This window comes from Streptomyces sp. NPDC043996 (genome assembly GCF_056435225.1).
In genome coordinates this window covers 480,913-501,652 of the sequence record NZ_JBWKEY010000003.1, presented here as the reverse complement: position 1 = coordinate 501,652, position 20,740 = coordinate 480,913, and the positions used below count along the sequence as shown (strand labels likewise).

17 protein-coding genes and 1 pseudogene are annotated in these 20,740 nt (G+C 72.0%); 11 read left to right on the top strand and 7 right to left on the bottom strand.

The window, feature by feature from the left end; translation table 11 throughout:
* Positions 1-3: 3 nt before the first annotated feature.
* Positions 4-1,620 (bottom strand): carboxyl transferase domain-containing protein, encoded by a 1,617-nt coding sequence (locus AC07A4_RS09555; RefSeq protein WP_478595270.1) that lies wholly within the window; start codon positions 1,618-1,620, stop codon positions 4-6.
* A gap of 82 nt (positions 1,621-1,702) precedes the next feature.
* Here AC07A4_RS09555 and AC07A4_RS09550 point away from each other — a divergent pair, with 82 nt between their 5' ends.
* From AC07A4_RS09550 to AC07A4_RS09540, 3 genes are all read left to right on the top strand, one after another.
* Positions 1,703-2,311 carry an SACE_7040 family transcriptional regulator gene (locus tag AC07A4_RS09550; protein WP_478595268.1) on the top strand — a complete coding sequence of 203 codons (609 nt, stop codon included), beginning with the start codon at positions 1,703-1,705 and terminating at the stop codon, positions 2,309-2,311.
* Positions 2,312-2,448: 137 nt separating this feature from the next.
* The gene (locus AC07A4_RS09545) at positions 2,449-3,606 is read left to right on the top strand and encodes an acyl-CoA dehydrogenase family protein (RefSeq protein WP_478595267.1); all 1,158 of its coding nucleotides are present in this window, start codon (positions 2,449-2,451) and stop codon (positions 3,604-3,606) included.
* An 8-nt stretch (positions 3,607-3,614) separates the two neighbouring features.
* Positions 3,615-4,487: an acyl-CoA thioesterase gene (locus tag AC07A4_RS09540; protein WP_478595264.1), complete on the top strand. Its 873-nt coding sequence runs from the start codon at positions 3,615-3,617 to the stop codon at positions 4,485-4,487.
* Positions 4,488-4,529: 42 nt separating this feature from the next.
* On the opposite strand, the gene AC07A4_RS09535 is transcribed toward AC07A4_RS09540, so the two are convergent.
* Together AC07A4_RS09535 and AC07A4_RS09530 are read right to left on the bottom strand one after the other, a co-directional pair.
* Positions 4,530-5,315, bottom strand: a complete 786-nt coding sequence (locus AC07A4_RS09535; protein WP_478595262.1) for a phosphatase — start codon at positions 5,313-5,315, stop codon at positions 4,530-4,532.
* A 107-nt stretch (positions 5,316-5,422) separates the two neighbouring features.
* Positions 5,423-6,916, bottom strand: a complete 1,494-nt coding sequence (locus tag AC07A4_RS09530) for a PucR family transcriptional regulator (RefSeq protein ID WP_478595259.1) — start codon at positions 6,914-6,916, stop codon at positions 5,423-5,425.
* Positions 6,917-7,098: 182 nt separating this feature from the next.
* On the opposite strand from AC07A4_RS09530, the gene AC07A4_RS09525 reads away from it, so the two are divergent.
* From AC07A4_RS09525 to AC07A4_RS09515, 3 genes are all read left to right on the top strand, one after another.
* A complete protein-coding gene (locus AC07A4_RS09525) occupies positions 7,099-8,550 on the top strand; it encodes a sodium:solute symporter family protein (RefSeq protein WP_478595257.1) in 1,452 nt (483 codons plus the stop codon).
* A 253-nt stretch (positions 8,551-8,803) separates the two neighbouring features.
* Positions 8,804-9,778 carry an agmatinase gene (speB, locus tag AC07A4_RS09520; RefSeq protein ID WP_478595254.1) on the top strand — a complete coding sequence of 325 codons (975 nt, stop codon included), beginning with the start codon at positions 8,804-8,806 and terminating at the stop codon, positions 9,776-9,778.
* The gene (locus AC07A4_RS09515; protein WP_478595253.1) at positions 9,775-11,466 is read left to right on the top strand and encodes a thiamine pyrophosphate-binding protein; all 1,692 of its coding nucleotides are present in this window, start codon (positions 9,775-9,777) and stop codon (positions 11,464-11,466) included. The genes speB and AC07A4_RS09515 overlap by 4 nt, the downstream gene beginning before the upstream one ends.
* Positions 11,467-11,632: 166 nt before the next feature.
* On the opposite strand, the pseudogene AC07A4_RS09510 reads toward AC07A4_RS09515, so the two are convergent.
* Positions 11,633-11,770: pseudogene (locus AC07A4_RS09510) on the bottom strand (ATP-binding protein); the annotation flags it as partial.
* Between AC07A4_RS09510 and AC07A4_RS09505 the strand changes: the two are divergent.
* The gene (locus AC07A4_RS09505; protein WP_478595250.1) at positions 11,730-12,680 is read left to right on the top strand and encodes a helix-turn-helix domain-containing protein; all 951 of its coding nucleotides are present in this window, start codon (positions 11,730-11,732) and stop codon (positions 12,678-12,680) included. The pseudogene AC07A4_RS09510 and the gene AC07A4_RS09505 sit on opposite strands and share 41 nt — an antisense overlap.
* Positions 12,681-12,693: 13 nt before the next feature.
* Entirely contained in the window at positions 12,694-12,909 is a 216-nt protein-coding gene (locus AC07A4_RS09500) for a DUF397 domain-containing protein (RefSeq protein ID WP_478595247.1), read from the top strand.
* A gap of 605 nt (positions 12,910-13,514) precedes the next feature.
* On the opposite strand, the gene AC07A4_RS09495 is transcribed toward AC07A4_RS09500, so the two are convergent.
* Positions 13,515-13,739, bottom strand: coding sequence for a hypothetical protein (locus tag AC07A4_RS09495; protein WP_478595246.1), 225 nt, complete (start codon positions 13,737-13,739; stop codon positions 13,515-13,517).
* A 350-nt stretch (positions 13,740-14,089) separates the two neighbouring features.
* Here AC07A4_RS09495 and AC07A4_RS09490 point away from each other — a divergent pair, with 350 nt between their 5' ends.
* Both AC07A4_RS09490 and AC07A4_RS09485 read left to right on the top strand, forming a co-directional pair.
* Positions 14,090-15,016 (top strand): serine hydrolase, encoded by a 927-nt coding sequence (locus AC07A4_RS09490; protein WP_478595243.1) that lies wholly within the window; start codon positions 14,090-14,092, stop codon positions 15,014-15,016.
* A gap of 100 nt (positions 15,017-15,116) precedes the next feature.
* Entirely contained in the window at positions 15,117-18,851 is a 3,735-nt protein-coding gene (locus AC07A4_RS09485; RefSeq protein ID WP_478595241.1) for an ABC transporter ATP-binding protein, read from the top strand.
* 53 nt (positions 18,852-18,904) lie between these two features.
* Here the strand turns inward: AC07A4_RS09485 and AC07A4_RS09480 are convergent, their stop codons facing one another.
* Positions 18,905-19,330 (bottom strand): RidA family protein, encoded by a 426-nt coding sequence (locus tag AC07A4_RS09480; RefSeq protein ID WP_478595239.1) that lies wholly within the window; start codon positions 19,328-19,330, stop codon positions 18,905-18,907.
* A 142-nt stretch (positions 19,331-19,472) separates the two neighbouring features.
* Here AC07A4_RS09480 and AC07A4_RS09475 point away from each other — a divergent pair, with 142 nt between their 5' ends.
* Complete coding sequence (locus AC07A4_RS09475; RefSeq protein WP_478595236.1) at positions 19,473-20,084, top strand: TetR/AcrR family transcriptional regulator; 612 nt, start codon at positions 19,473-19,475, stop codon at positions 20,082-20,084.
* Here the strand turns inward: AC07A4_RS09475 and AC07A4_RS09470 are convergent.
* On the bottom strand, positions 20,068-20,619 hold the full coding sequence (locus tag AC07A4_RS09470) for a hypothetical protein (protein WP_478595234.1): 552 nt from the start codon (positions 20,617-20,619) through the stop codon (positions 20,068-20,070). The genes AC07A4_RS09475 and AC07A4_RS09470 overlap by 17 nt on opposite strands.
* Positions 20,620-20,740 lie beyond the last annotated feature (121 nt).

Here is a 20,740-nt window from a genome sequence, read left to right as displayed (position 1 = left end):
CCCTCACATCCGGAAGACGCCGAAGCCGCGGTCGCTCAGCGGGGCCCCGGCGCAGGCGGTCAGGGCCAGGCCGAGCACCTGGCGGGTCTCCAGCGGGTCGATGACGCCGTCGTCCCACAGCCGTGCCGTGGCGTAGTAGGCGCTGCCCTGCTGTTCGTACTGCGCGCGGACCGGGGCCTTGAAGGCCTCCTCGTCCTCGGCGGACCACGCCTCGCCGCGGGCTTCGAGCTGGTCGCGCTTGACGGTGGCGAGGACGGACGCGGCCTGCTCGCCGCCCATCACGGAGATCTTGGCGTTCGGCCACATCCACAGGAAGCGGGGGGAGTAGGCCCGGCCGCACATGGAGTAGTTGCCCGCTCCGTACGAGCCGCCGACCACGACGGTCAGCTTCGGCACCCGGGCGCAGGCGACGGCGGTGACCATCTTCGCGCCGTGCTTGGCGATGCCACCCGCCTCGTAGTCACGGCCGACCATGAAGCCGCTGATGTTCTGGAGGAACACCAGCGGGATGCCGCGCTGGTCGCACAGCTCGATGAAGTGGGCGCCCTTCTGGGCGGACTCGGAGAACAGGATGCCGTTGTTGGCGACGATGCCGACGGGGTGGCCGTGGATGTGGGCGAAGCCGGTGACAAGGGTCTGCCCGAACTCGGCCTTGAACTCCGCGAAGCGGGAGCCGTCGACCACGCGGGCGATGACCTCGCGCACGTCGTAGGGGGTGCGGGAGTCCACCGGCACCGCGCCGTACAGACCGAGCGGGTCGACCTTCGGCTCGTCGACCGGGCGGACCTCCCAGGGGAGTGCGCCGCGCGCGGGGAGCGTGGAGACGATCGTGCGGACGATGCGCAGCGCGTGCGCGTCGTCCTCCGCGAGGTGGTCGGTCACGCCGGAGACGCGGGAGTGGACCTCGCCGCCGCCCAGTTCCTCGGCGGTGACGACCTCGCCGGTGGCGGCCTTCACCAGGGGCGGGCCGCCCAGGAAGATCGTGCCCTGGTCGCGGACGATCACGGCCTCGTCGCTCATCGCGGGGACGTACGCCCCTCCGGCCGTGCAGGAGCCGAGGACGGCGGCGATCTGCGGGATGCCCGCGCCTGACATCCGCGCCTGGTTGTAGAAGATCCGCCCGAAGTGCTCGCGGTCGGGGAAGACCTCGTCCTGCATCGGCAGGAAGGCGCCGCCGGAGTCCACCAGATACAGGCACGGCAGGCGGTTCTCCAGGGCGACCTCCTGTGCGCGCAGGTGCTTCTTGACCGTCATCGGGTAGTACGTGCCGCCCTTGACGGTGGCGTCGTTGGCGACGATCACGCAGTCGCGGCCGCTGACCCGGCCGATGCCCGCGATGACGCCGGCCGCCGGGGCGTCGCCGCCGTACATCCCCTCCGCCGCGAGCGGGGCCAGCTCCAGGAACGGCGAGCCCGCGTCGAGCAGCGCGTCGACGCGGTCGCGCGGCAGCAGCTTGCCGCGCGCCACGTGCCGCTGGCGGGCGCGCTCGCCGCCGCCGAGCCTGGCGGCGGCGAGCCTGCCGCGCAGTTCGGCGACGAGCGCGGCGTGCGCCGACTCGTTCGCCCGCCAGGCGTCCGACGCGGGGTCCGCCGCGCTCGTGAGGACCGGTGCCTGTTGCATCCGCTGAGCTCCCCGGGTTAGTGAGCGTTAACGTATGCCTTCAGGTTAACGACCGCTAACGGCCCTGTCTAGAATTGTCTCCATGGCCACCAGGACCGACGCCCCCACCCGCCGCGAGCAGATCCTCAAGGAAGCCGCCCGGCTGTTCGCCGAGCGCGGCTTCCACGGCGTCGGCGTGGACGAGATAGGGGCCGCCGTCGGCATCAGCGGACCCGGCCTCTACCGGCACTTCGCGGGCAAGGACGCGATGCTCGCCGAGCTGCTCGTCGGGATCAGCGAGCAGCTGCTCACGGGCGGGCAGCGGCGCGTGGCCGAGGCCGCGGGCTCGGTGGAGGGGGCCCTCGACTCGCTCATCGAGGGCCACATCGACTTCGCCCTGGACGACCGCCCGCTCATCACTCTCCACGACCGCGAGCTCGACCGCCTGCGGGATGCCGACCGCAAGCTGGTGCGCCAGCTCCAGCGGCGGTACGTGGAGCTGTGGGTGACCGCGGTCCGCGAGGCGTACCCCGTCCTCTCCGAGGTCGAGGCGCGGGCGTCCGTGCACGCGGTGTTCGGCCTCCTCAACTCCACCCCGCACCTGGGCAGGCCGGGCGCCCTGCCCGGCCGCGAGGCCATGGCGGACCTGCTGCACCGCCTGGCGCGCGGGGCGCTCGCCGCGGCGGGGAGGCCGGGCGCGTCCGGCGCGTGAGGGCGGGCGGCGCCGCCCGCCGGTGACAGTTGTCGCTCTGGACGGTCACAGAAACCCACGGGTAACCTCGGACCTGAGCAAGCGCTTAGCCAGCGGCGGCGGCGCTTGGCCGGATCCGTGACCCAGGGAGCTCAGTCGTGCGGCGTACCGTCTTCAACGAGGACCACGAGGCATTCCGCGACACCGTCCGCGCCTTCATCGAGGCCGAGGTCGTCCCGGTCTACGACGAGTGGTTCGCGGCGGGCCAGGCGCCCCGCGACTTCTACTACAAGCTCGGCGAGCTCGGCGTCTTCGGCATCCGCGTCCCCGAGGAGTACGGCGGCGCGGGCATCGACTCGCACAAGTTCGAGGCGGTCATGTACGAGGAGACGGCCCGCGCGGGCGTCTCCTTCGGCGGCTCCGGCGTGCACGTCCTGCTCGGCCTGCCGTACATCGAGATGCTCGCCACCGACGAGCAGAAGAAGCGCTTCCTGCCCAAGTTCGTCTCCGGCGAGGAGATGTGGGCGCTCGCCATGACCGAGCCGGGCACCGGCTCCGACGTCGCGGGCATGAAGACCACCGCCAGGCTCTCCGAGGACGGCACGCACTACGTCCTCAACGGCGCCAAGACCTTCATCACCGGCGGCGTGCACGCCGACCGCGTGATCGTCTGCGCCCGCACCTCCGCCCCGCGCGAGGACGACCGCCGCTTCGGCATCTCCCTGTTCGCCGTCGACACCAAGGCCGCGGGCTACTCGGTGGGCCGCAAGCTCGACAAGCTCGGCCTGAAGACCTCCGACACCGCCGAGCTGGCCTTCGTCGACGTCCAGGTCCCCGTCGACGACCTGCTCGGCGAGGAGAACAAGGGCTTCGCCTACCTCGGCCACAACCTCGCCTCCGAGCGCTGGGGCATCGCCTTCGGCGCCTACGCGCAGGCCAAGGCCGCCGTCCGGTTCGCCAAGGAGTACGTCCAGGAGCGGACCGTCTTCGGCAAGCCCGTCGCCTCCTTCCAGAACACCAAGTTCGAACTGGCCGCCTGCCAGGCCGAGGTGGACGCCGCCGAGGCCGTCGCCGACCGCGCCCTTGAGGCCCTGGACGCGGGCGAGCTGACCCCCGCCGAGGCCGCGAGCGCCAAGCTCTTCTGCACCGAGGTCGCCCACCGCGTCATCGACCGCTGCCTCCAGCTGCACGGCGGCTACGGCTTCATGAACGAGTACCCGATCGCCCGCCTGTACGCCGACAACCGCGTCAACCGCATCTACGGCGGCACCAGCGAGGTCATGAAGATGATCATCGCGAAGTCGATGGGCCTGTAACCCCGCCCATGAGCGAGGAACTTCAGGACCTGCTCGACCTGCTCGACCTGGAGCGGGTCGAGCGGGACATCTTCCGCGGGGTGAGCCGCTCCGCCCTGGTGCCGCGCGTCTTCGGCGGACAGGTCGCCGCCCAGGCCCTGGTGGCGGCGGGCCGCACCGTCCCCGACGACCGCCCGGCGCACTCCCTGCACGCCTACTTCCTGCGGCCCGGCGACCCCGGCGCACCCATCGTCTACACCGTGGACCGCATCCGCGACGGGCGCTCCTTCACCACCCGCCGTGTCGTCGCCGTGCAGCACGGCCAGCCGATCTTCCACCTGTCGGCGTCGTTCCAGGCGTACGAGGAAGGTCTCGAACACCAGGTGGGGATGCCCGACGCGCCTGACCCGGAGACGCTGCCCACCGCCGCTGAGGCGCTGCCCCTGCACCTGCCGCCGGACGTCGCCCGGCGGCTCATCGAGGCGCGCGCCGCCGTCGACCTGCGGTACGCGGACGCCCCGCCGTGGGGCACGGTGGGGCGGCCCCGCGAGCCCCGCTCACAGGTCTGGTTCCGCACCAACGGCAAGCTCGACGGGGAGGACGCGGGCTCACCGCTCCACCTGTGCCTGGCCACGTACGTCTCCGACATGACGCTGCTCGACTCGGTGCTGCTCGCGCACGGCCGCGGCGGCTGGGCCGTCGGGGACGTGGTGGGCGCATCCCTCGACCACGCGATGTGGTTCCACCGGCCCTTCCGCGCGGACGAGTGGCTCCTGTACGACCAGGAGTCCCCGTCGGCGAGCGGCGGCCGGGGCCTCGGGCAGGGACGCATCTGGACCCGGGACGGGCGGCTCGCCGTCACCGTCATCCAGGAGGGCGTGGTCAGGGTCCCGAGGGGCTAGGGCCCCCGCGGTGCACCTGGACCCGACGCAAGGGCCGCCGCCTCAGGACTCCGCGAGCCCCGCCGCGTCCAGCAGGTAGGCCGTCATCGGGTCGTAGAAGCGGGGGCTCGTCACGTGGTCGTCCAGGGGGACCGTGACCTGGAGCGTGCCCTCGGCCTCCGCGATGAACAGGGCCGGGTCGTTGCAGTCCGCGTAGCCGACGGAGTCGATGCCGCGCTGGCCCGCGCGGCCCGCCCAGCCGTGGTCGGCGACGACCAGGTCCGGCAGGGGGCGCTCCGCGCGCAGCAGGCCGTCGAGGATCGCGTTCATCGGCTCCGGGGAGTGCGTGTGCCACAGCGTCGCGCCGCGCTCCAGGACCGCCACGTCCGCGAACTGGAAGACGAAGCCCTCGTCCGCCGTCAGGCCGTCCGGGATGACGACGATCTCGCAGCCCGCGGCGCGCAGCGCGGCCGCCGTGGCGCGGTGCACGTCAAGGAGCCCGCCGGGGTGGCCGGTCGCGAACAGCACGCGCTCCTTGCCGGCGGCGGCCTTGCGCAGCCGGCCCGCCATCCGCTCCAGGGCGTCGACGGTCAGCTCCGGGTCGATGGTGTCCTGGCCCTGGCGGTGCTCCGGGTCGTCGACCACGCCGCAGCGCTCGGCCATCACCGCGAGCACGTCCTGCTCGTCGCTCCAGCGATCGCCGAGTTCCAGGCCCAGCCAGTAGTGGCGGTCGCCGTTCGCGAGCTTGCGGTAGTGGGAGAGGTTGTTCTCGCGGGGCGTCGCCACGGCGCCCGCGATCCGGGTGCGGACGAGGTGGTCGACGAGCGCGGCACGGCTGGGTATGGACATGGCCCCCATTGTGCCGTCGCCGTCACGGCCTGTGTGGGGCGTCCCACACCCTGGGCCTGTGCCGCGAGTCACGTGCGACGGGCGTGAGCCCGCCCTTTTGGGGCTCGTCAGCCGGTGTGGCCCAGGGCGAACCACAGCTCCATGCGTACGTCCGGGTCGTCGAGGTCCGCGTCGAGCAGGGCGGCGCAGCGGGTGATCCGCTGGCGCACGGTGTTGCGGTGCACGGACAGGGCGGCCGCCGTGCGGTCCCAACTGCCGTGCAGGGAGAGCCAGGTGCGCAGCGTCTCGGTGAGGGCCCCGGCGCCGCCGAGCGGGGCGAGCAGCGCCCGCGCGTGGGCGTCGGCCTCGGCGGGGGCGACGAGGGCGGCGATGCCGGTCCCGTGGTGCCGGACGAGCGGGGCGCGGGTGGCCTCGGCCCTGCGCACGGCCCGCGCGGCCTGCGCGTCGGCGGCGGCGAGCCCGTCGGCGCCGGTGGGCGCGGAGACGCCGAGCGTCCAGCCGCCCTGCGCGCTGACCTCGCGGTCGGCGGGCAGGAGCAGGGTGGTGGCCTCCGGCCCGGGGTCCACCAGCGTGCTGCCGAGCGCGGCGGCCAGGGCGGCCGGGGTGGGCACGGACGCGCCGGAGCCGCGCTGCACGCGCGCGTGGACCACTGTCCAGCGGTCGCCGCCGAGCAGCGGCGCCACCTCGGCCGGGGACGCGCCGAGCAGCAGCCGGACGAGGGCGGCGGAGCGCGCGGCCTCGGTGGCGCCCTGGTGCGGCGCGGTGAGCAGGGCGAGCAGGACGGCGGCGAGCTGGGCGACGGTGTGGTCGCCCGGCTCGCGGCGGCGCGTGGCGACGCCGAGGGCCAGGCCCTGCGGCCCGGCGAGCGCGTACGCGGCCAGGTGGGTTGCGTCGACGGTGTCCGTGCCGGAGGCGGGGGCCGGGCGCGGCTCGGCCGGGTGCAGCACGACTCCGGCGAGCCGGGCCAGGGCGGCGAGCGCGGCCTCGCCGGGCGGGGCGCCCGCGCTCTGGGCGGGCGCCCCGTCGGCGGTGTGCAGGGCCGCGTACCCGTTCAGGCGCGCCGCGAGCTGGCGCAGCAGCGCGGGCACCGGGTCGGGCCTGGCCGCCGCGGCCGCGAGGCCCGCCTGCGCCTGCGCGACCCGGCGCAGCTCGGTGTGCCTGGCCTCCGCCATCAGCTGCCACACGGCCCGCGCGACCCCGCTGAACGTCGTCTGCGGGGGCACTTCGAGCAGCGGCAGCCCGTGCCGGTCACAGGCCGCCACCAGGGCGCCCGGCACGGTGTCGTGCACGGGCGCGACGCCGAAGCCGAGGGCCGCGCCGCCCGCCGCGACGATGCGGGAGACATAGGCGTCCAGGTGCGGGCCCGCGCCCGCCGCGTCCGGCACGTGCACCCCGGCCGTCAGGAGCAGCTCACCGCCGAGGAGGTACGGGTAGGGGTCGGTCATCTCCGAGGTGTGCACCCAGTGGATGGCGGCGGCCGCCGCGTCCGGGCCCGCGATCTGGCGCAGGCCGAGCTCCTCGTGCGCGAGCAGGGCGGCGAGGGGGACCGCCGGGGTGGGCGGCACGGACGGGGGCGCGGTGGCTTCGGCGGGCGGCGGCATGCTGGACGAATCCTCCATAACCAGCTCGGGGGGTGGAGGAAACGTACACTTCAGCGTCGCTTTCCGGCCACCTAGGGTCGTGCCGACCGGGGGCCGTGGGTACGGGCGGATGTCCCCGCGGCCGGTCGCCGTCTGGCTCCATCTGCACGACACGCCACCGACCGAGCGCGCAAGGAGGCCCCATGGCCGTCGACTACACAGTGATCGCCGTCTATCTCGCCGGGATGCTCGCCATGGGCTGGTGGGGCATGCGCCGCGCCAAGTCCAAGAGCGAATTCCTGGTCGCGGGCCGGCGCCTCGGGCCGTGGATGTACTCCGGCACGATGGCCGCGATCGTCCTCGGCGGCGCCTCCACCATCGGCGGCGTGGGCCTCGGCTACACGCACGGCCTGTCCGGCGCCTGGATGGTCTTCACCATCGGCCTCGGCCTGCTCGCCCTCTCGGTCTTCTTCTCCGCCCGCATCGCCCGGCTCAAGGTCTACACCGTCTCCGAGATGCTCGATTTGCGCTACGGCGGCCGCGCGGGCGTCCTGTCCGGCGTGGTGATGTGGGGCTACACCCTGATGCTCGCGGTGACCTCCACCATCGCGTACGCCACGATCTTCGACGTCCTCTTCGACGTGAACCGCACGCTCGCCATCGTCATCGGCGGCTCCATCGTCGTCGCGTACTCCACCCTCGGCGGCATGTGGTCCATCACGCTCACCGACATGGTGCAGTTCGTGGTCAAAACGATCGGCGTCCTGCTCCTGCTGCTGCCCATCGCCGTCGTCAAGGCGGGCGGCTTCGGCGAGATGAGGGCCAAGCTGCCGGACGACTACTTCGCGCCGTTCGGCGTCGGCGGCGAGACGATCTTCACGTACGTCCTCATCTATACCTTCGGCATGCTCATCGGGCAGGACATCTGGCAGCGCGTGTTCACCGCGCGCAGCGACAGGGTCGCCCGCTGGGGCGGCACCGTGGCCGGTACGTACTGCCTGGTCTACGCGCTCGCGGGCGCCGTCATCGGCACCGCGGCGAAGGTCATGTACCCGAACCTGCCCAGCGCCGACGCCGCCTTCGCCACCATCGTCAAGGACGAACTGCCCATGGGCGTACGGGGCCTGGTGCTCGCCGCCGCGCTCGCCGCCGTGATGTCCACCTCGTCCGGGGCGCTCATCGCCTGCGCGACCGTCGCCAACAACGACATCTGGTCGCGGCTGCGGGGGGCCGCCGGGCGCGGCGGGGAGCCGCACGACGAGGTGCGGGGCAACCGCGCCTTCATCCTCGTCATGGGCGTCGCCGTCGTCGGCGTCTCCATCGCCCTCAACGACGTCGTCCAGGCGCTGACCGTCGCGTACAACCTGCTGGTGGCCGGGCTGCTCGTGCCGATCCTCGGGGGGCTGCTTTGGCGGCGTGGGACGGGGGCCGGTGCGCTTGCCGCCGTCGTCGCGGGCGGGCTCTCCGTCATCGGCCTGATGTGGCACTACGGCATCCTCGCCAACGAGCCCATCTACTACGGGCTGCTCGCCTCGCTGGCGGTGTACGTGGTGGGGTCCTTGGTGAGCCGGCCCACCGACGCGGGGACGCTCGCGGCTTGGCGTGACCGGGTCGCCGGGCGCGAGCCCGAGGCGGAGGTGCCCGTGGCGGCTTGATTCTTCTTCCCCCACCCCGCCCCTTCCCGAACTGGGGCTCCGCCCCAGACCCCGCTCCTCAAACGCCGGAGGGGCTAAAAGATCACCGCAACCGGCAGATCCCAGCCCGTCCGGCGTTTGAGGACGAGGCGCGGAGCGCCGAAAAGCGGGGGCCCGGGGGCGGCAGCCCCCGGTTCGGGAAGGGGCGGGTCTGGGGCGTCCCACGAGGGTTCACACTGTTTACGCTTATTCGTTACACCTGGAGACACCGACCATGACCACCCCCGACACCCCCACCCCCCGCGGCCCCGTGGACTCCTCCCGCATCCCCCGCTACGCGGGCCCCGCCACCTACGCCCGCCTCCCCCGCCTCGACGAGGTGGGCACCGCGGACATCGCCGTCGTCGGCGTCCCCTTCGACACGGGAGTGTCGTACCGCCCGGGCGCCCGCTTCGGCGGCAACGCGATCCGCGAGGCCTCGCGCCTGCTGCGGCCGTACAACCCGGCCCAGGACGCGTCCCCGTTCGCCCTGGCCCAGGTCGCCGACGCCGGCGACATCGCCGCGAACCCGTTCAACATCAACGAGGCCGTGGAGACCATCGAGGCCGCCGCCGACGACCTGCTCGGCACCGGCGCCCGCCTGATGACCCTCGGCGGCGACCACACCATCGCGCTGCCGCTGCTGCGCTCGGTGGCGAAGAAGCACGGCCCGGTGGCGCTGCTCCACTTCGACGCGCACCTCGACACGTGGGACACCTACTTCGGCGCCGAGTACACGCACGGCACCCCGTTCCGCCGCGCCGTGGAGGAGGGCATCCTCGACACCGAGGCGCTCAGCCACGTCGGCACGCGCGGCCCGCTGTACGGCAAGAAGGACCTCACCGACGACGAGAAGCTGGGCTTCGGCATCGTCACCTCGTCGGACGTCTACCGGCGCGGCGCCGACGAGGTCGCCGACCAGCTGCGCCAGCGCATCGGCGACCGGCCGCTGTACATCTCCATCGACATCGACTGCCTCGACCCGGCCCACGCCCCGGGCACGGGCACGCCCGAGGCCGGCGGCATGACCTCCCGCGAGCTGCTTGAGATCCTGCGCGGGCTCGCCTCCTGCAACCTGGTCTCCGCCGACGTCGTCGAAGTCGCCCCGGCCTACGACCACGCCGAGATCACCGCCGTGGCCGCCTCGCACACCGCGTACGAGCTGACGACCATCATGTCCCGCCAGATCGCGGAGGCCCGCGCCAAGTGACCCACGACCACGACCTGGAACTGAGGCCCACGGCCGCGCAGACCGAGGCCGCCCTGAACCCGCCCGCCGGGCGCAACGGCGGCGACCTCGTCGTCGAGACCCTGTCCGGGCTCGGCGCGTCCACCGTGTTCGGACTGCCCGGGCAGCACGCCCTCGGCATGTTCGACGCGCTGCGCCGCTCCCGGCTGCGGTACGTCGGCCTGCGGGTGGAGAACAACGCCGGGTTCGCGGCGGACGCCTACGGGCGGGTCACGGGCGAGGTCGCGCCGCTGCTGCTCTCGACGGGGCCCGGCGCGCTGATGTCGCTCGCCGCGCTCCAGGAGGCGGCCGCCGCCAGCGCCCCCGTGCTCGCCATCGGCAGCCAGGTGCCCGTCGCCGGGCTCGGCGGCGGCCGCCACGGCTATCTGCACGAACTGCGCGACCAGCAGGCCTCGTTCCGGGACGTGGTCAAGTCCGTCCACACCGTCCGTACGCAGTCCCAGATCCCGTCCGCGATCGCGGCGGCCTGGGAGTCGGCGCTGACCGCGCCGCACGGCCCCGTGTGGGTGGAGATCCCGCAGGACGTACTCCTTGCGGAGACGTCGCTGCCGCAGGTCACCGCCGTCGACGCGACCCCGCACGACCTGGTGCCGCGCCCCGAGCTGACCGCCGTCGCCGCCGACCTGCTGACCCGGGCCAAGCGCCCGGCGATCATCGCGGGCGGCGGGGTCGTGCGCGCCGACGCCGCCGGGAAGCTCCGCGCGCTCGCCGAGAGGCTGAACGCGCCGGTCGTCACCACCTTCGGCGGCAAGGGCGCCTTCCCCTGGGAGCACCCGCTGTCCCTCCAGTCCTGGCTGGAGGACCGGCACACGACGGATCTCCTGGAGGACGCCGACGTGCTGCTCGTGGTCGGCTCCGGACTCGGTGAACTGTCGTCGAACTACCACACGTTCGCGCCGCGCGGCCGCGTCATCCAGATCGAGGCCGACCCCGGCAAGCTGGAGTCCAACCACCCGGCGCTCGGCATCCACGCGGACGCCCGGCTCGCCCTGACCGCGCTCCTGGAGACGGTGGAGGAGCGGCCCGATTCGGGGGCACGGGAGCGGGTACGCCAGGTCCTTGCCGCCGTCCGCGAGCGCATCGCCTCCCAGGACCTCACCCTGGAACAGGACGTCCTCGCCTCGGTCCGGGCCGCCCTGCCCGACGGCTCGCCGTCGTTCTGGGACATGACGATCCTGGCGTACTGGGCATGGTCCGCCTTCGACGCGCGCCGCCCCAACACCATGCACTCCGCGCAGGGCGCGGGCGGCCTCGGCTACGGCTTCCCGGCAGCCCTGGGCGCGGCCGCCGCCGACCCGACGCGGCCCGTCCTCGCCGTGTCCGGCGACGGCGGCGCCATGTACTCCCTCGCCGAGCTGGCCACCGCCAAGCAGTACGACCTCGACGTCACCTGGCTGATCGTCGACGACGGCGGCTACGGCATCCTGCGCGAGTACATGACCGACGCCTTCGGCGAACCCACCGGCACCGAGCTGGCCCGACCCGACTTCGTGGCCCTCGCCGAGTCCTTCGGGGTGCCGGGCGTGCGGACGACACCGGAGCGTCTTCGCGAGGACCTCGCGAAGGCGCTGGCCGAGCCGGGGCCACGGGTGGTCGTCCTCCCGGCGCTACTGAGGATGTTCGCGCCGACGCATCTCGGTGCGTCTTGATCACAACTCCGGTGGTTGCAGCCTGAGTTCCAGCCATACCGCCTTGCCGATCCCGTACGCGCGTGGACAGCAGCCCCACCGCTCCGACAAGGCGATCACCAGGGCCAAAGCCCCGGCCGCGCTCGTCGTCAGCCCGCGCCTCGCATGGCGCGGGCTGTTCGGTGCTCGTATCGGTGACCTCGATCCGCAACCGCTCCTCGTAGCGGGTGATCCGTACACCGATCTCCCGGACCGCCGGAACGTGCGCGTGCTGGATGGAGTTGGTGACCAGCTCCGAGAGCAACAGCTCGGCGGTGTCCGCCACGTCGCCGTCAATTTTCCACGCGGCGAGTTGCTCGCGCGGGAGTGTACGGGCGCGGCCCGCGCTGCGGAAGCGGGTGCTGGGGACCAACCTCCGGCGGCTGCGCGAAGAGAGGGGGTTGCTCCTTGAGGCCGCTGCGGAGCAGCTCAGTTGCCATGTCGCGAAGGTGAGCCGTATCGAGTCCGGCCGTAGCGGCATCCGTCAGCTCGACCTCAAGGTGTTGCTCGATCTGTACGGCGTTACCGATCCGGACGAGCGAGCGAGCTGGCTTGCTTTGGCCCGCGAGAGCAGGCGGCAACGGTGGTGGAGAGTCCTTGAGGATCAGCTCCCGCAGGAATTCCTGGACCTGGTCGGTCTGGAGGATGAGGTCTCGGAATGCCGAGGCTTCCAGCCTGCGATCATCCCAGGCCTCTTCCAGACGGAGGCGTATGCGACGGCTGTCATCCAAGGGGGAGTCCCTGGCTCGCTGGACGAGTCTCAGAAAGCCAAGGTCCGTTTGAGGATGGAGCGGCAGAAGGCACTCACCCGGGAGGACTCCGTACCGCTCAAGGTCTGGATGGTTCTGGGCGAGGCCGCGCTACGGCAGCAGGTCGGTGGGCCGCGCGTGCTGCGCGAGCAGCTGCGGCATCTGCTGAAGGTGGCGCGCCTTCCGAACGTAACTTTGCAGGTACTACCCTTCACGGCAGGGGCGTGCCAGGGCGGACCGTACCCCTTTCTGATCTACAGCTTCCCTCCTCCCGCCGGGTTCGAGGTCGTTCTCCTGGAGAACTTCGCGAGCCATGCCTACCTGGAGTCTCGGGAGGACACGGTCCGGCTGGGCGATGCCTTCGACCACCTCCGCGCCGCAGCCCTCAGCGCCTTGGACTCTGAGTCCAGGATTAGTGAGATCGCTGAAGGGTTGACCGATTCGTAAGGAAGAGCAGCACATGTCGTCGCAGCCGACCGAATGGTTCAAGAGCAGTTACAGCGGCCAGAACGGCGAGTGTGTAGAGACCCGCTCAGCAGCCCATGGTCTCGACGTACGCGACTCCAAGACCCCCGCAGATCCCATACTTGCCTTCCCCGCCCTCGCCTGGACCGCCTTCCTCGGTGGCGTAAAGGCGGGGACCCTGCCCTGTGGCCGCCTTCCGTGCCGGGACTGACCCCGAACGGAGCCCAGCCCATGGGCTGTGTGGACCTCAACAGCCGCATAACTGCTTTGGCTTGGCGGGTTCAGCGCGCTGCTGGGGGCCGCTCGGTCGCCCACTGTTCCCAGTTCGTTGGAGGCCCCCCAAGGACCGCCTGGCGGCGTTGCCTGGCCGCCTCGGCGCTGATGTTCAGCGCACTGGCCAGGTGCTCAGTGCTTCCGTTGGCGGCGGCGTACGCGCGGATGGCCCCGTCGAGCACTCCCTGAACGCGGGGTGGGAGGCGGCTGATGCAGCGAATGGCTGTGGCCCAGTCGCCAGCGGTCGGTTCGTCGCGTGGGCCTCGGGAGTTCACTTGAGTGCGAAGCATGCTCATCGCCCACAGGTAGCTGTCGACCAACTCCGCTATGAGCCTGGCGTCTTCACTAGTTGCTTCGTACTCCGTCGAGGTGAGGCTAATGGTGATCTCCAGCCCGCCTCTGCCCTGGTCTCCATGGGACCGGTAAGAAACAGTCACCACCCCTCCAGAGGATGCGGGAGGCGCTCGTCGCGCCTGAGTGTATGTCTGGAGACGCTACATCCCGGTGTGCCCGACTCCAGACGCGCGGTATTGCTCGGTGAGGCTAGTCCGGGCACTTCTCGTAGCTGCCGCCACCTACGAGATGCCCGTCGTAAACCCATCCGTCCCAGCCGAAACGGCTGTGCACGTAGGTCCACGAGTTGTTGCTCTCGTTGAAGGTGTAGCAGTACAGGATGAACCAGGTCGGCTGCTCGGTGACATAAACGGTCGCGCAGCGCTTGTGCGGGCCGGTGCGGATGGGTATGCCTCTGTCTTTGTTGCCATCCACGATCTTGTTGTCGAGGAGGGCGTAGTCGTGATGCCTAATTGGGGATATTTCTTTTCTTTCGCCCCGAGGTTTCTGTTGCTGGGTGAGCGGGAGTTAAGCCAGTGCGCCTCTGGGCAGTGAGTTGGTGGCTGGAGGCACATGTTCATCTGCGGTCGGGGCGTCCATCGACATATGTGATCGGGCGGGAAGCCGCGATGCCAACGGGTTCGCGTGGAGCGCCTCGGGTGGTACGGCTGTTCCTCGCCTGAGTGTGGTCATACCTTCGTACAACCTTCACTGGTGCCGGTGAGTCAAGGGATACGCGTGCGCCGGGAGCGCACGCGTGTACCGAACTACGGGGGGAACCTCCAATGACTCACCGCATATCCCGGCGTGCCCGCGTGCTGAGCGCCGGCGTCGCCGCCGCCGTCCTGGTGCCGGTCGCGGGGATGGCCGTCGCCAGCCCGGCTGCCGCCGCGGCGGCCCAGGTCACCTGCACCTCTGCGCAGCCGGAGCTGGCGAAGAAGCTCACCAAGGACATCACCGCCGCCCTGAAGAACCGCAAGGGCACCGTCGCCGTCGGCCTGCACGACAAGGCCACCAAGACGACGTGCACCCTGCGCGGCTCGACCTCGTTCGACTCCGCGAGCGTCGTCAAGGTGACCGTCCTCGCCACGCTCCTGTGGGACGCGAAGAAGAACGACCGGTATCTGACGGACCGCGAGTCCAGCCTCGCCAAGGCCATGATCACCAAGTCGGACAACAACGCCACCAGCGCGCTGTGGCGCCAGCTCGGCGCGGGCAAGGTCAAGAAGTTCCTGGCCGCCGCGAAGATGACCAAGACCGTGCCCGGATCCGGCGGCTACTGGGGCCTGACCCGGATCAACGTCAAGGACGAGCAGAAGCTGCTCGCCCTGATCACCGCGCCGAACTCCGTGCTCAGCGACAAGGGCCGCGCGTACATCCTGAAGCTGATGAACCAGGTCGTCCGCGACCAGCGCTGGGGCACCCCGGCGGGCGCGCCCTCCGGCGTGAAGACGCACGTCAAGAACGGCTGGCTGCCCCGGGCCACGCACGGCTGGCGCGTGCACAGCGTCGGCGCGTTCAAGGGCCGCGGCCACGACTACACGATCTCCGTGCTCACGCACGGCAACGGCTCCATGAACTACGGCGTCGACACCATCCAGCGGGTGTCCAAGGCCATCCACAAGGACCTGACCCCGATCAGCCAGGCCCCGCAGCGCTACGCCCCGACGGAGACGCCGAAGGAAGCCGTGGTTCCGGTGCCGCAGTCCTGACGGAAAACCCCCTTCATCCCGCCGCGTTTGTTGCGGCGGGATGAAAACCGCACTTCACCGTGTTGGGGCTCTCGGCAGGTCGGACGGCGGGAGGAACGCGGTGACGGAGCGGCAGGAGCAGCGCGGCTGGGCGAAACGGCTGTGGGGGTACGCCTGGCGCTACCCCAAGGACGTGGTGCTCGCCCTCGGGTCCTCCCTCGGCGGCATGGCCGTGATGGCCGTCGTCCCGCTGCTCACCAAGGTCGTCATCGACGACGTGATCGGCGACGGGAGCCGCCCCATGGCCCCCTGGGCGGGCGCCCTGCTCGGCGCCGCCGTCCTCGTCTACGCCTTCACCTACGTCCGCCGCTACTACGGCGGCCGCCTCGCCCTCGACGTGCAGCACGACCTGCGCACCGAGATGTACGACACCGTCACCGCCCTGGACGGGCGGCGCCAGGACGAGCTGTCCACCGGGCAGGTCGTCGGCCGTGCCACCAGCGACCTCCAGCTCATCCAGGGCCTGCTGTTCATGCTGCCGATGACCATCGGGAACGTCCTGCTGTTCCTCATGTCCCTGGTGATCATGGCCTGGCTCTCGCTGCCGCTCACCCTCGTCGCCCTCGCCGTCGCGCCCGCGCTCCTGTGGATCGCCCGCCGCAGCCGCACCCGCCTGCACCCCGCCACCTGGTACGCCCAGGCGCAGGCCGCCGCCGTCGCGGGCGTCGTCGACGGCGCCGTCAGCGGCGTGCGCGTCGTCAAGGGCTTCGGGCAGGAGGAGCAGGAGACCGGCAAGCTGCGCGAGGTCGGCCGCAGGCTGTTCGCGGGCCGCCTGCGCACCATCCGCTTCAACTCCCGCTACACCCCCGCCCTCCAGGCCGTGCCCACGCTCGGGCAGGTCGCGATGCTGGCGCTCGGCGGCTGGCTCGCCGTGAAGGGCGACATCACCCTCGGCACGTTCGTCGCGTTCTCCACCTACCTCGCGCAGCTCGTCGGGCCCGTGCGCATGCTCGCCATGGTCCTGACCGTCGGCCAGCAGGCCCGCGCGGGCGCCGAGCGCGTCCTGGAGCTCATCGACACCCGGCCCGCCCTCAAGGACGGCACCAAGGAGCTGCCCGCCGACGCCCCGGCGACCGTCGAGTTCGACGACGTGGCCTTCGCCTACGGGGACAGCGCCACGGCACCGCCCGTCCTCGAAGGGCTCAGCTTCGAGATCCGGCCCGGCGAGACCCTCGCCGTCGTCGGCTCCTCCGGCAGCGGCAAGTCCACCGTCGCGCTGCTGCTGCCCCGCTTCTACGACGTGACGCGCGGCGCGGTCCTCATCGGCGGCCACGACGTGCGCGAGCTGACCCAGGAGTCGCTGCGCGCCGCCATCGGCCTCGTGCCCGAGGACTCCTTCCTGTTCTCCGACACCGTGCGCGCCAACATCGCCTACGGGCACCCGGGCGCCACGGACGAGGAGATCGAAGGGGCCGCGCGCGCCGCCCAGGCGGATCGTTTCATCGCCGAGCTGCCCGAGGGGTACGACACCAAGGTCGGCGAGCACGGCCTGACCCTCTCCGGCGGCCAGCGCCAGCGCGTGGCGCTCGCCCGCGCCATCCTCACCGACCCCCGCCTGCTCGTCCTCGATGACGCGACCTCCGCCGTGGACGCCCGCGTCGAGCACGAGATCCACGAGGCGCTGCGCGCCGTCATGGCGGGCCGTACGACGCTGCTCATCGCCCACCGCCGCTCCACCCTCGGCCTCGCCGACCGCATCGCCGTCCTCGACGGGGGCCGCCTCGCCGCGATCGGCACCCACGAGGAGCTCGAGCGCACCTCGCCGCTGTACCGGCGGCTGCTCACCGACCCCGACGAACTCGGCGGCGTCTCCCCCGGCCACACCACCGCCCACCCCGCCGCCCCCGAGGACGACACCTCCGTACGCGACGAACTGGACGCCGAGTTCGACGCCGAGCGCGGCATCACGCCCCGGCTGTGGACCGGCGACCGCGAGCCCAAGGACACCGCGCTCTCCGGCGCCCCGGCCACGCCCGAACTGCTCGCCCTGGTCGAGGCCCTGCCGCCCGCCGAGGACCGGCCCGAGGTCGACGAGGCGCGCGCGGTCACGCCCGAGGACTCCTACAACCTGCGCAGGCTCCTGCGCGGCTTCGGCCTCCCGCTGCTCCTGAGCCTGCTGCTCGTCGCCGTCGACGCGGGCATGGGCCTGCTGCTTCCCGTCCTCATCCGGCACGGCATCGACGAGGGCGTCACCGAGCTCGCCATGGGCGCGGTGTGGACGGCGTCGGGGCTCGCGCTCGCCGCCGTCGTCGTGCAGTGGGCGGCGCAGACCGGCGAGATCCGCATGACGGGCCGCACCGGCGAGCGGGTGCTCTACGCGCTGCGCCTGAAGATCTTCGCGCAGCTCCAGCGGCTCGGCCTCGACTACTACGAGCGGGAGCTGACCGGGCGCATCATGACCCGGATGACCACGGACGTGGACGCCCTGTCGACGTTCCTGCAGACCGGGCTCGTCACGGCCTTCGTCTCCGTCGTCACCTTCTTCGGCATCATGGTCGCGCTCCTGGTGATCGACGTGCAGCTCGCGCTCGTCGTCTTCGCGACGCTGCCGCTGCTCGCCGTCGGCACGTACTTTTTCCGCAGGTCGAGCGTGAAGGCGTACGAACTGGCCCGTGAGCGCGTGTCGGTGGTCAACTCCGACCTCCAGGAGACCGTGTCCGGGCTGCGGATCGTGCAGGCGTTCCGGCGCGAGGGCTCGGGCCGGGCGCGGTACGCCGCCCGCAGTCGCGAGTACCGCGAGGCGCGCGTGCGCGGCCAGTGGCTGATCTCCGTGTACTTCCCGTTCGTGCAGCTGCTGTCCTCGGCCGCCGTGGTCGCCGTGCTCGTCGTGGGCGCGCACCGGGTGGACGCGGGCACCCTCACGACCGGCGCCCTCGTCGCGTACCTGCTCTACATCGACCTGTTCTTCGCGCCGGTGCAGCAGCTGTCGCAGGTCTTCGACGGCTACCAGCAGGCCACCGTCTCGCTCGGCCGCATCCAGGAGCTGCTGCGCGAGCCCACCTCCACCAAGGCGCCGAAGGAGCCCCTTGAGGTGCTGTCCCTGCGGGGCGACATCGCCTTCGAGGGCGTCGACTTCGCGTACGGCGGCAAGGACGGGGCGGAAGAGGCGCTCAGCGGCATCGACCTGCGCGTCCCCGCGGGCCAGACCGTCGCGTTCGTCGGCGAGACCGGCGCGGGCAAGTCCACGCTCGTCAAGCTCGTCGCCCGCTTCTACGACCCCTCGGGCGGCCGCGTCACCGTCGACGGCACCGATCTGCGCGCCCTGGACCTCACCTCGTACCGGCACCGGCTCGGCGTCGTGCCGCAGGAGGCGTACCTGTTCGCGGGGACCGTGCGCGACGCCATCGCCTACGGGCGCCCCGACGCCACCGACGCGGCGGTCGAGGCGGCGGCCCGCGCGGTCGGCGCGCACGACATGATCGCCACGCTTGACGGCGGCTATCTGCACGAGGTCGCCGAGCGCGGCCGCAATCTGTCGGCCGGGCAGCGCCAGCTGATCGCGCTGGCCCGCGCCGAGCTCGTCGACCCCGACATCCTGCTCCTCGACGAGGCGACCGCCGCCCTCGACCTGGCCACCGAGGCCCAGGTCAACCAGGCCACCGACCGCATCGCGGGCAAGCGCACCACGCTGGTGGTAGCCCACCGCCTCACCACCGCCGCCCGCGCGGACCGGGTGGTCGTGATGGACCACGGCCGGGTCGCCGAGGACGGCACCCACGACGAGCTCCTCGCCCTCGACGGCCGCTACGCCCGGCTGTGGCGGACGTTCGTGGGGGAGCCGGTGGAGGCGGTCTGACCCCGCCCCCCGCCCCCCCGCCCCCCCCGCCCCCCCCCCCGGACCCCCGGCGCCTACGCGTCCGCCCGGTCCAGGGCGATGACCTCGACCTCGATCAGCCAGTCCGCCTTGGCCAGCGAGACGACCTCGATGAGGGTGTCCGCGGGGTAGGGCTCGGCCAGGAACTCCTCGCGCAGCGTGATCGTGTGCGGCAGGTTCTCCGCCATGCCGCGCACGAAGACGCCCACCTTCACCACGTCGGCGAAGGTCAGCCCGGCGGCCTCCAGGACCCGGCCCACGTTCTGGAACGCCTGCCTGCCCTGCTCCAGGAACCCGCCCGGCACGGTCGTGCCGTTCTCGTCGAAGCCCGCCTGGCCCGACACGTAGACGAAGCCACCGGCCCGCACGGCCTGCGAGATCTTGTAGGGCTCGTACCAGTCCGGGGTGGTCGCGATCTTCTCGACGCGGGCCGCGGCGGCGGTGCTCTGGTCGTTCGACATGGCTCTCCCCTTGCTCGACGGGTCCGGAGGGCGGGCCCGAGATCTGCGTTACGAAACGTTCCGTAACGTGAGAGAAAGCTAGAGCGACTCGGCCCTCCTGTCAAAACGAAACGTAACGTCACGCCTGGGATACGATGGCGGCATGCCCCCTGAGCCCAACAGAGAGCGACGCAGTGAGCGTGCCCGCCGAGCGGTCCTGGACGCGGTCTACGACCTGGTGACCAGCAAGGGGTACGCGAAGCTGACCATCGAGGCCATCGCCGCCAGCGCCGGGGTCGGCAAGCCGACCATCTACCGCTGGTGGTCCTGCAAGGGGGCGGTGGCCCTTGACGCCCTGGACGAGCGGATCGGCGCGGCCACCGACTTCCCCGACACCGGGGACGTCGCCGCTGACCTCGCCGCCCAGATCACGTCTGTGACCGCGATGCTCACCGGCGACCTCGGCCGGGTCTACCGCGGCATCATCGGCGAGGCCCAGAGTGACCCCGAGCTGATGGAGACCATCCGCGAGATCATCGTCGACCCCCGCGTCCGGCAGTGCCGGGAGCGCCTGGACCGCGCCGTCGCCGCCGGGCAGCTCCGCGCCGACCTGTCCACGGCGGCCATGGTCGACCTGTTCTACGCCCCCGTGTACTACCGCTTCCTCATGGGCTTCGACGACGCGGACGTCGCGCGGAGCGCGGACCTCGTGCGCGAGGTCATCGCCGGTCTCGCCGAGCCGCGGCCCGCGCCCCCCGTTAGTACGTCGACGTGATGTCGGTGATCTTCCGGGTGGCGAGGTCGGAGCGCACCGTCAGATAGGTGTACGTGCGGTCCTTGCCGGTGCCCCACGTCAGGCGCACCGCCGACGTCGTCTTGCCCATGCCGCTGTCGCCCGCCGTCACGCGCCAGGCGGTCGGCGCGTTCTGCGCCCGCAGCACACCGTCCGCGTCGTGGCGGCGCTCCCAGTCGGCGAGGCGGCCGCGCAGGTCCGCGGTGAGGTAGAACTTCCGCAGCGCGGTGGCGGCCTGCTGGGCGCCGGGGGAGGCCGCCACGTCGACGTACGCGCCGTAGAAGTGCGCGACCCGCTCGTAGGCGGGCCCGGGGCTGCCGCTGCGCGGCGGGGCCTGGCCCGGCTCGGCGGCCGGGGCGGGCGCGGTGGCCGACGCGGCGGACGGCACCGCGGCCACGGCGGCGAGCAGGGCGGTGGCGAGGGCCACCCGGGGGCCGCGGCGGCTTCGGGTGCCGGGGGCGCCGGGGGTGCTGCGGGTGCTTGACGGGTGTGTCCGTAACGGGCGTATCGGAGTCATGGCGGTTCCACCTTTCACGTTCCGCTGCGTTCGACCACGGGTCCCCGCGCGGAGTTGCCCTGAACCCAGAAACTGAAAGGCGCCGTTCCGCAACCGTCCGATGCCCATCCGGCGTCCGTAC

Excerpts from the sequence above, each read along its gene's own strand:
- AC07A4_RS09490 (WP_478595243.1), top strand. The coding sequence starts at position 14,090 with ATGACTCACCGCATATCCCGGCGTGCCCGCGTGCTGAGCGCCGGCGTC.
- AC07A4_RS09470 (WP_478595234.1), bottom strand. The coding sequence starts at position 20,619 with ATGACTCCGATACGCCCGTTACGGACACACCCGTCAAGCACCCGCAGC.
- AC07A4_RS09555 (WP_478595270.1), bottom strand. The coding sequence starts at position 1,620 with ATGCAACAGGCACCGGTCCTCACGAGCGCGGCGGACCCCGCGTCGGAC.
- speB (WP_478595254.1), top strand. The coding sequence starts at position 8,804 with ATGACCACCCCCGACACCCCCACCCCCCGCGGCCCCGTGGACTCCTCC.
- AC07A4_RS09550 (WP_478595268.1), top strand. The coding sequence starts at position 1,703 with ATGGCCACCAGGACCGACGCCCCCACCCGCCGCGAGCAGATCCTCAAG.
- AC07A4_RS09500 (WP_478595247.1), top strand. The coding sequence starts at position 12,694 with ATGTCGTCGCAGCCGACCGAATGGTTCAAGAGCAGTTACAGCGGCCAG.
- AC07A4_RS09475 (WP_478595236.1), top strand. The coding sequence starts at position 19,473 with ATGCCCCCTGAGCCCAACAGAGAGCGACGCAGTGAGCGTGCCCGCCGA.
- AC07A4_RS09480 (WP_478595239.1), bottom strand. The coding sequence starts at position 19,330 with ATGTCGAACGACCAGAGCACCGCCGCCGCGGCCCGCGTCGAGAAGATC.
- AC07A4_RS09530 (WP_478595259.1), bottom strand. The coding sequence starts at position 6,916 with ATGCCGCCGCCCGCCGAAGCCACCGCGCCCCCGTCCGTGCCGCCCACC.
- AC07A4_RS09540 (WP_478595264.1), top strand. The coding sequence starts at position 3,615 with ATGAGCGAGGAACTTCAGGACCTGCTCGACCTGCTCGACCTGGAGCGG.
- AC07A4_RS09535 (WP_478595262.1), bottom strand. The coding sequence starts at position 5,315 with ATGTCCATACCCAGCCGTGCCGCGCTCGTCGACCACCTCGTCCGCACC.
- AC07A4_RS09525 (WP_478595257.1), top strand. The coding sequence starts at position 7,099 with ATGGCCGTCGACTACACAGTGATCGCCGTCTATCTCGCCGGGATGCTC.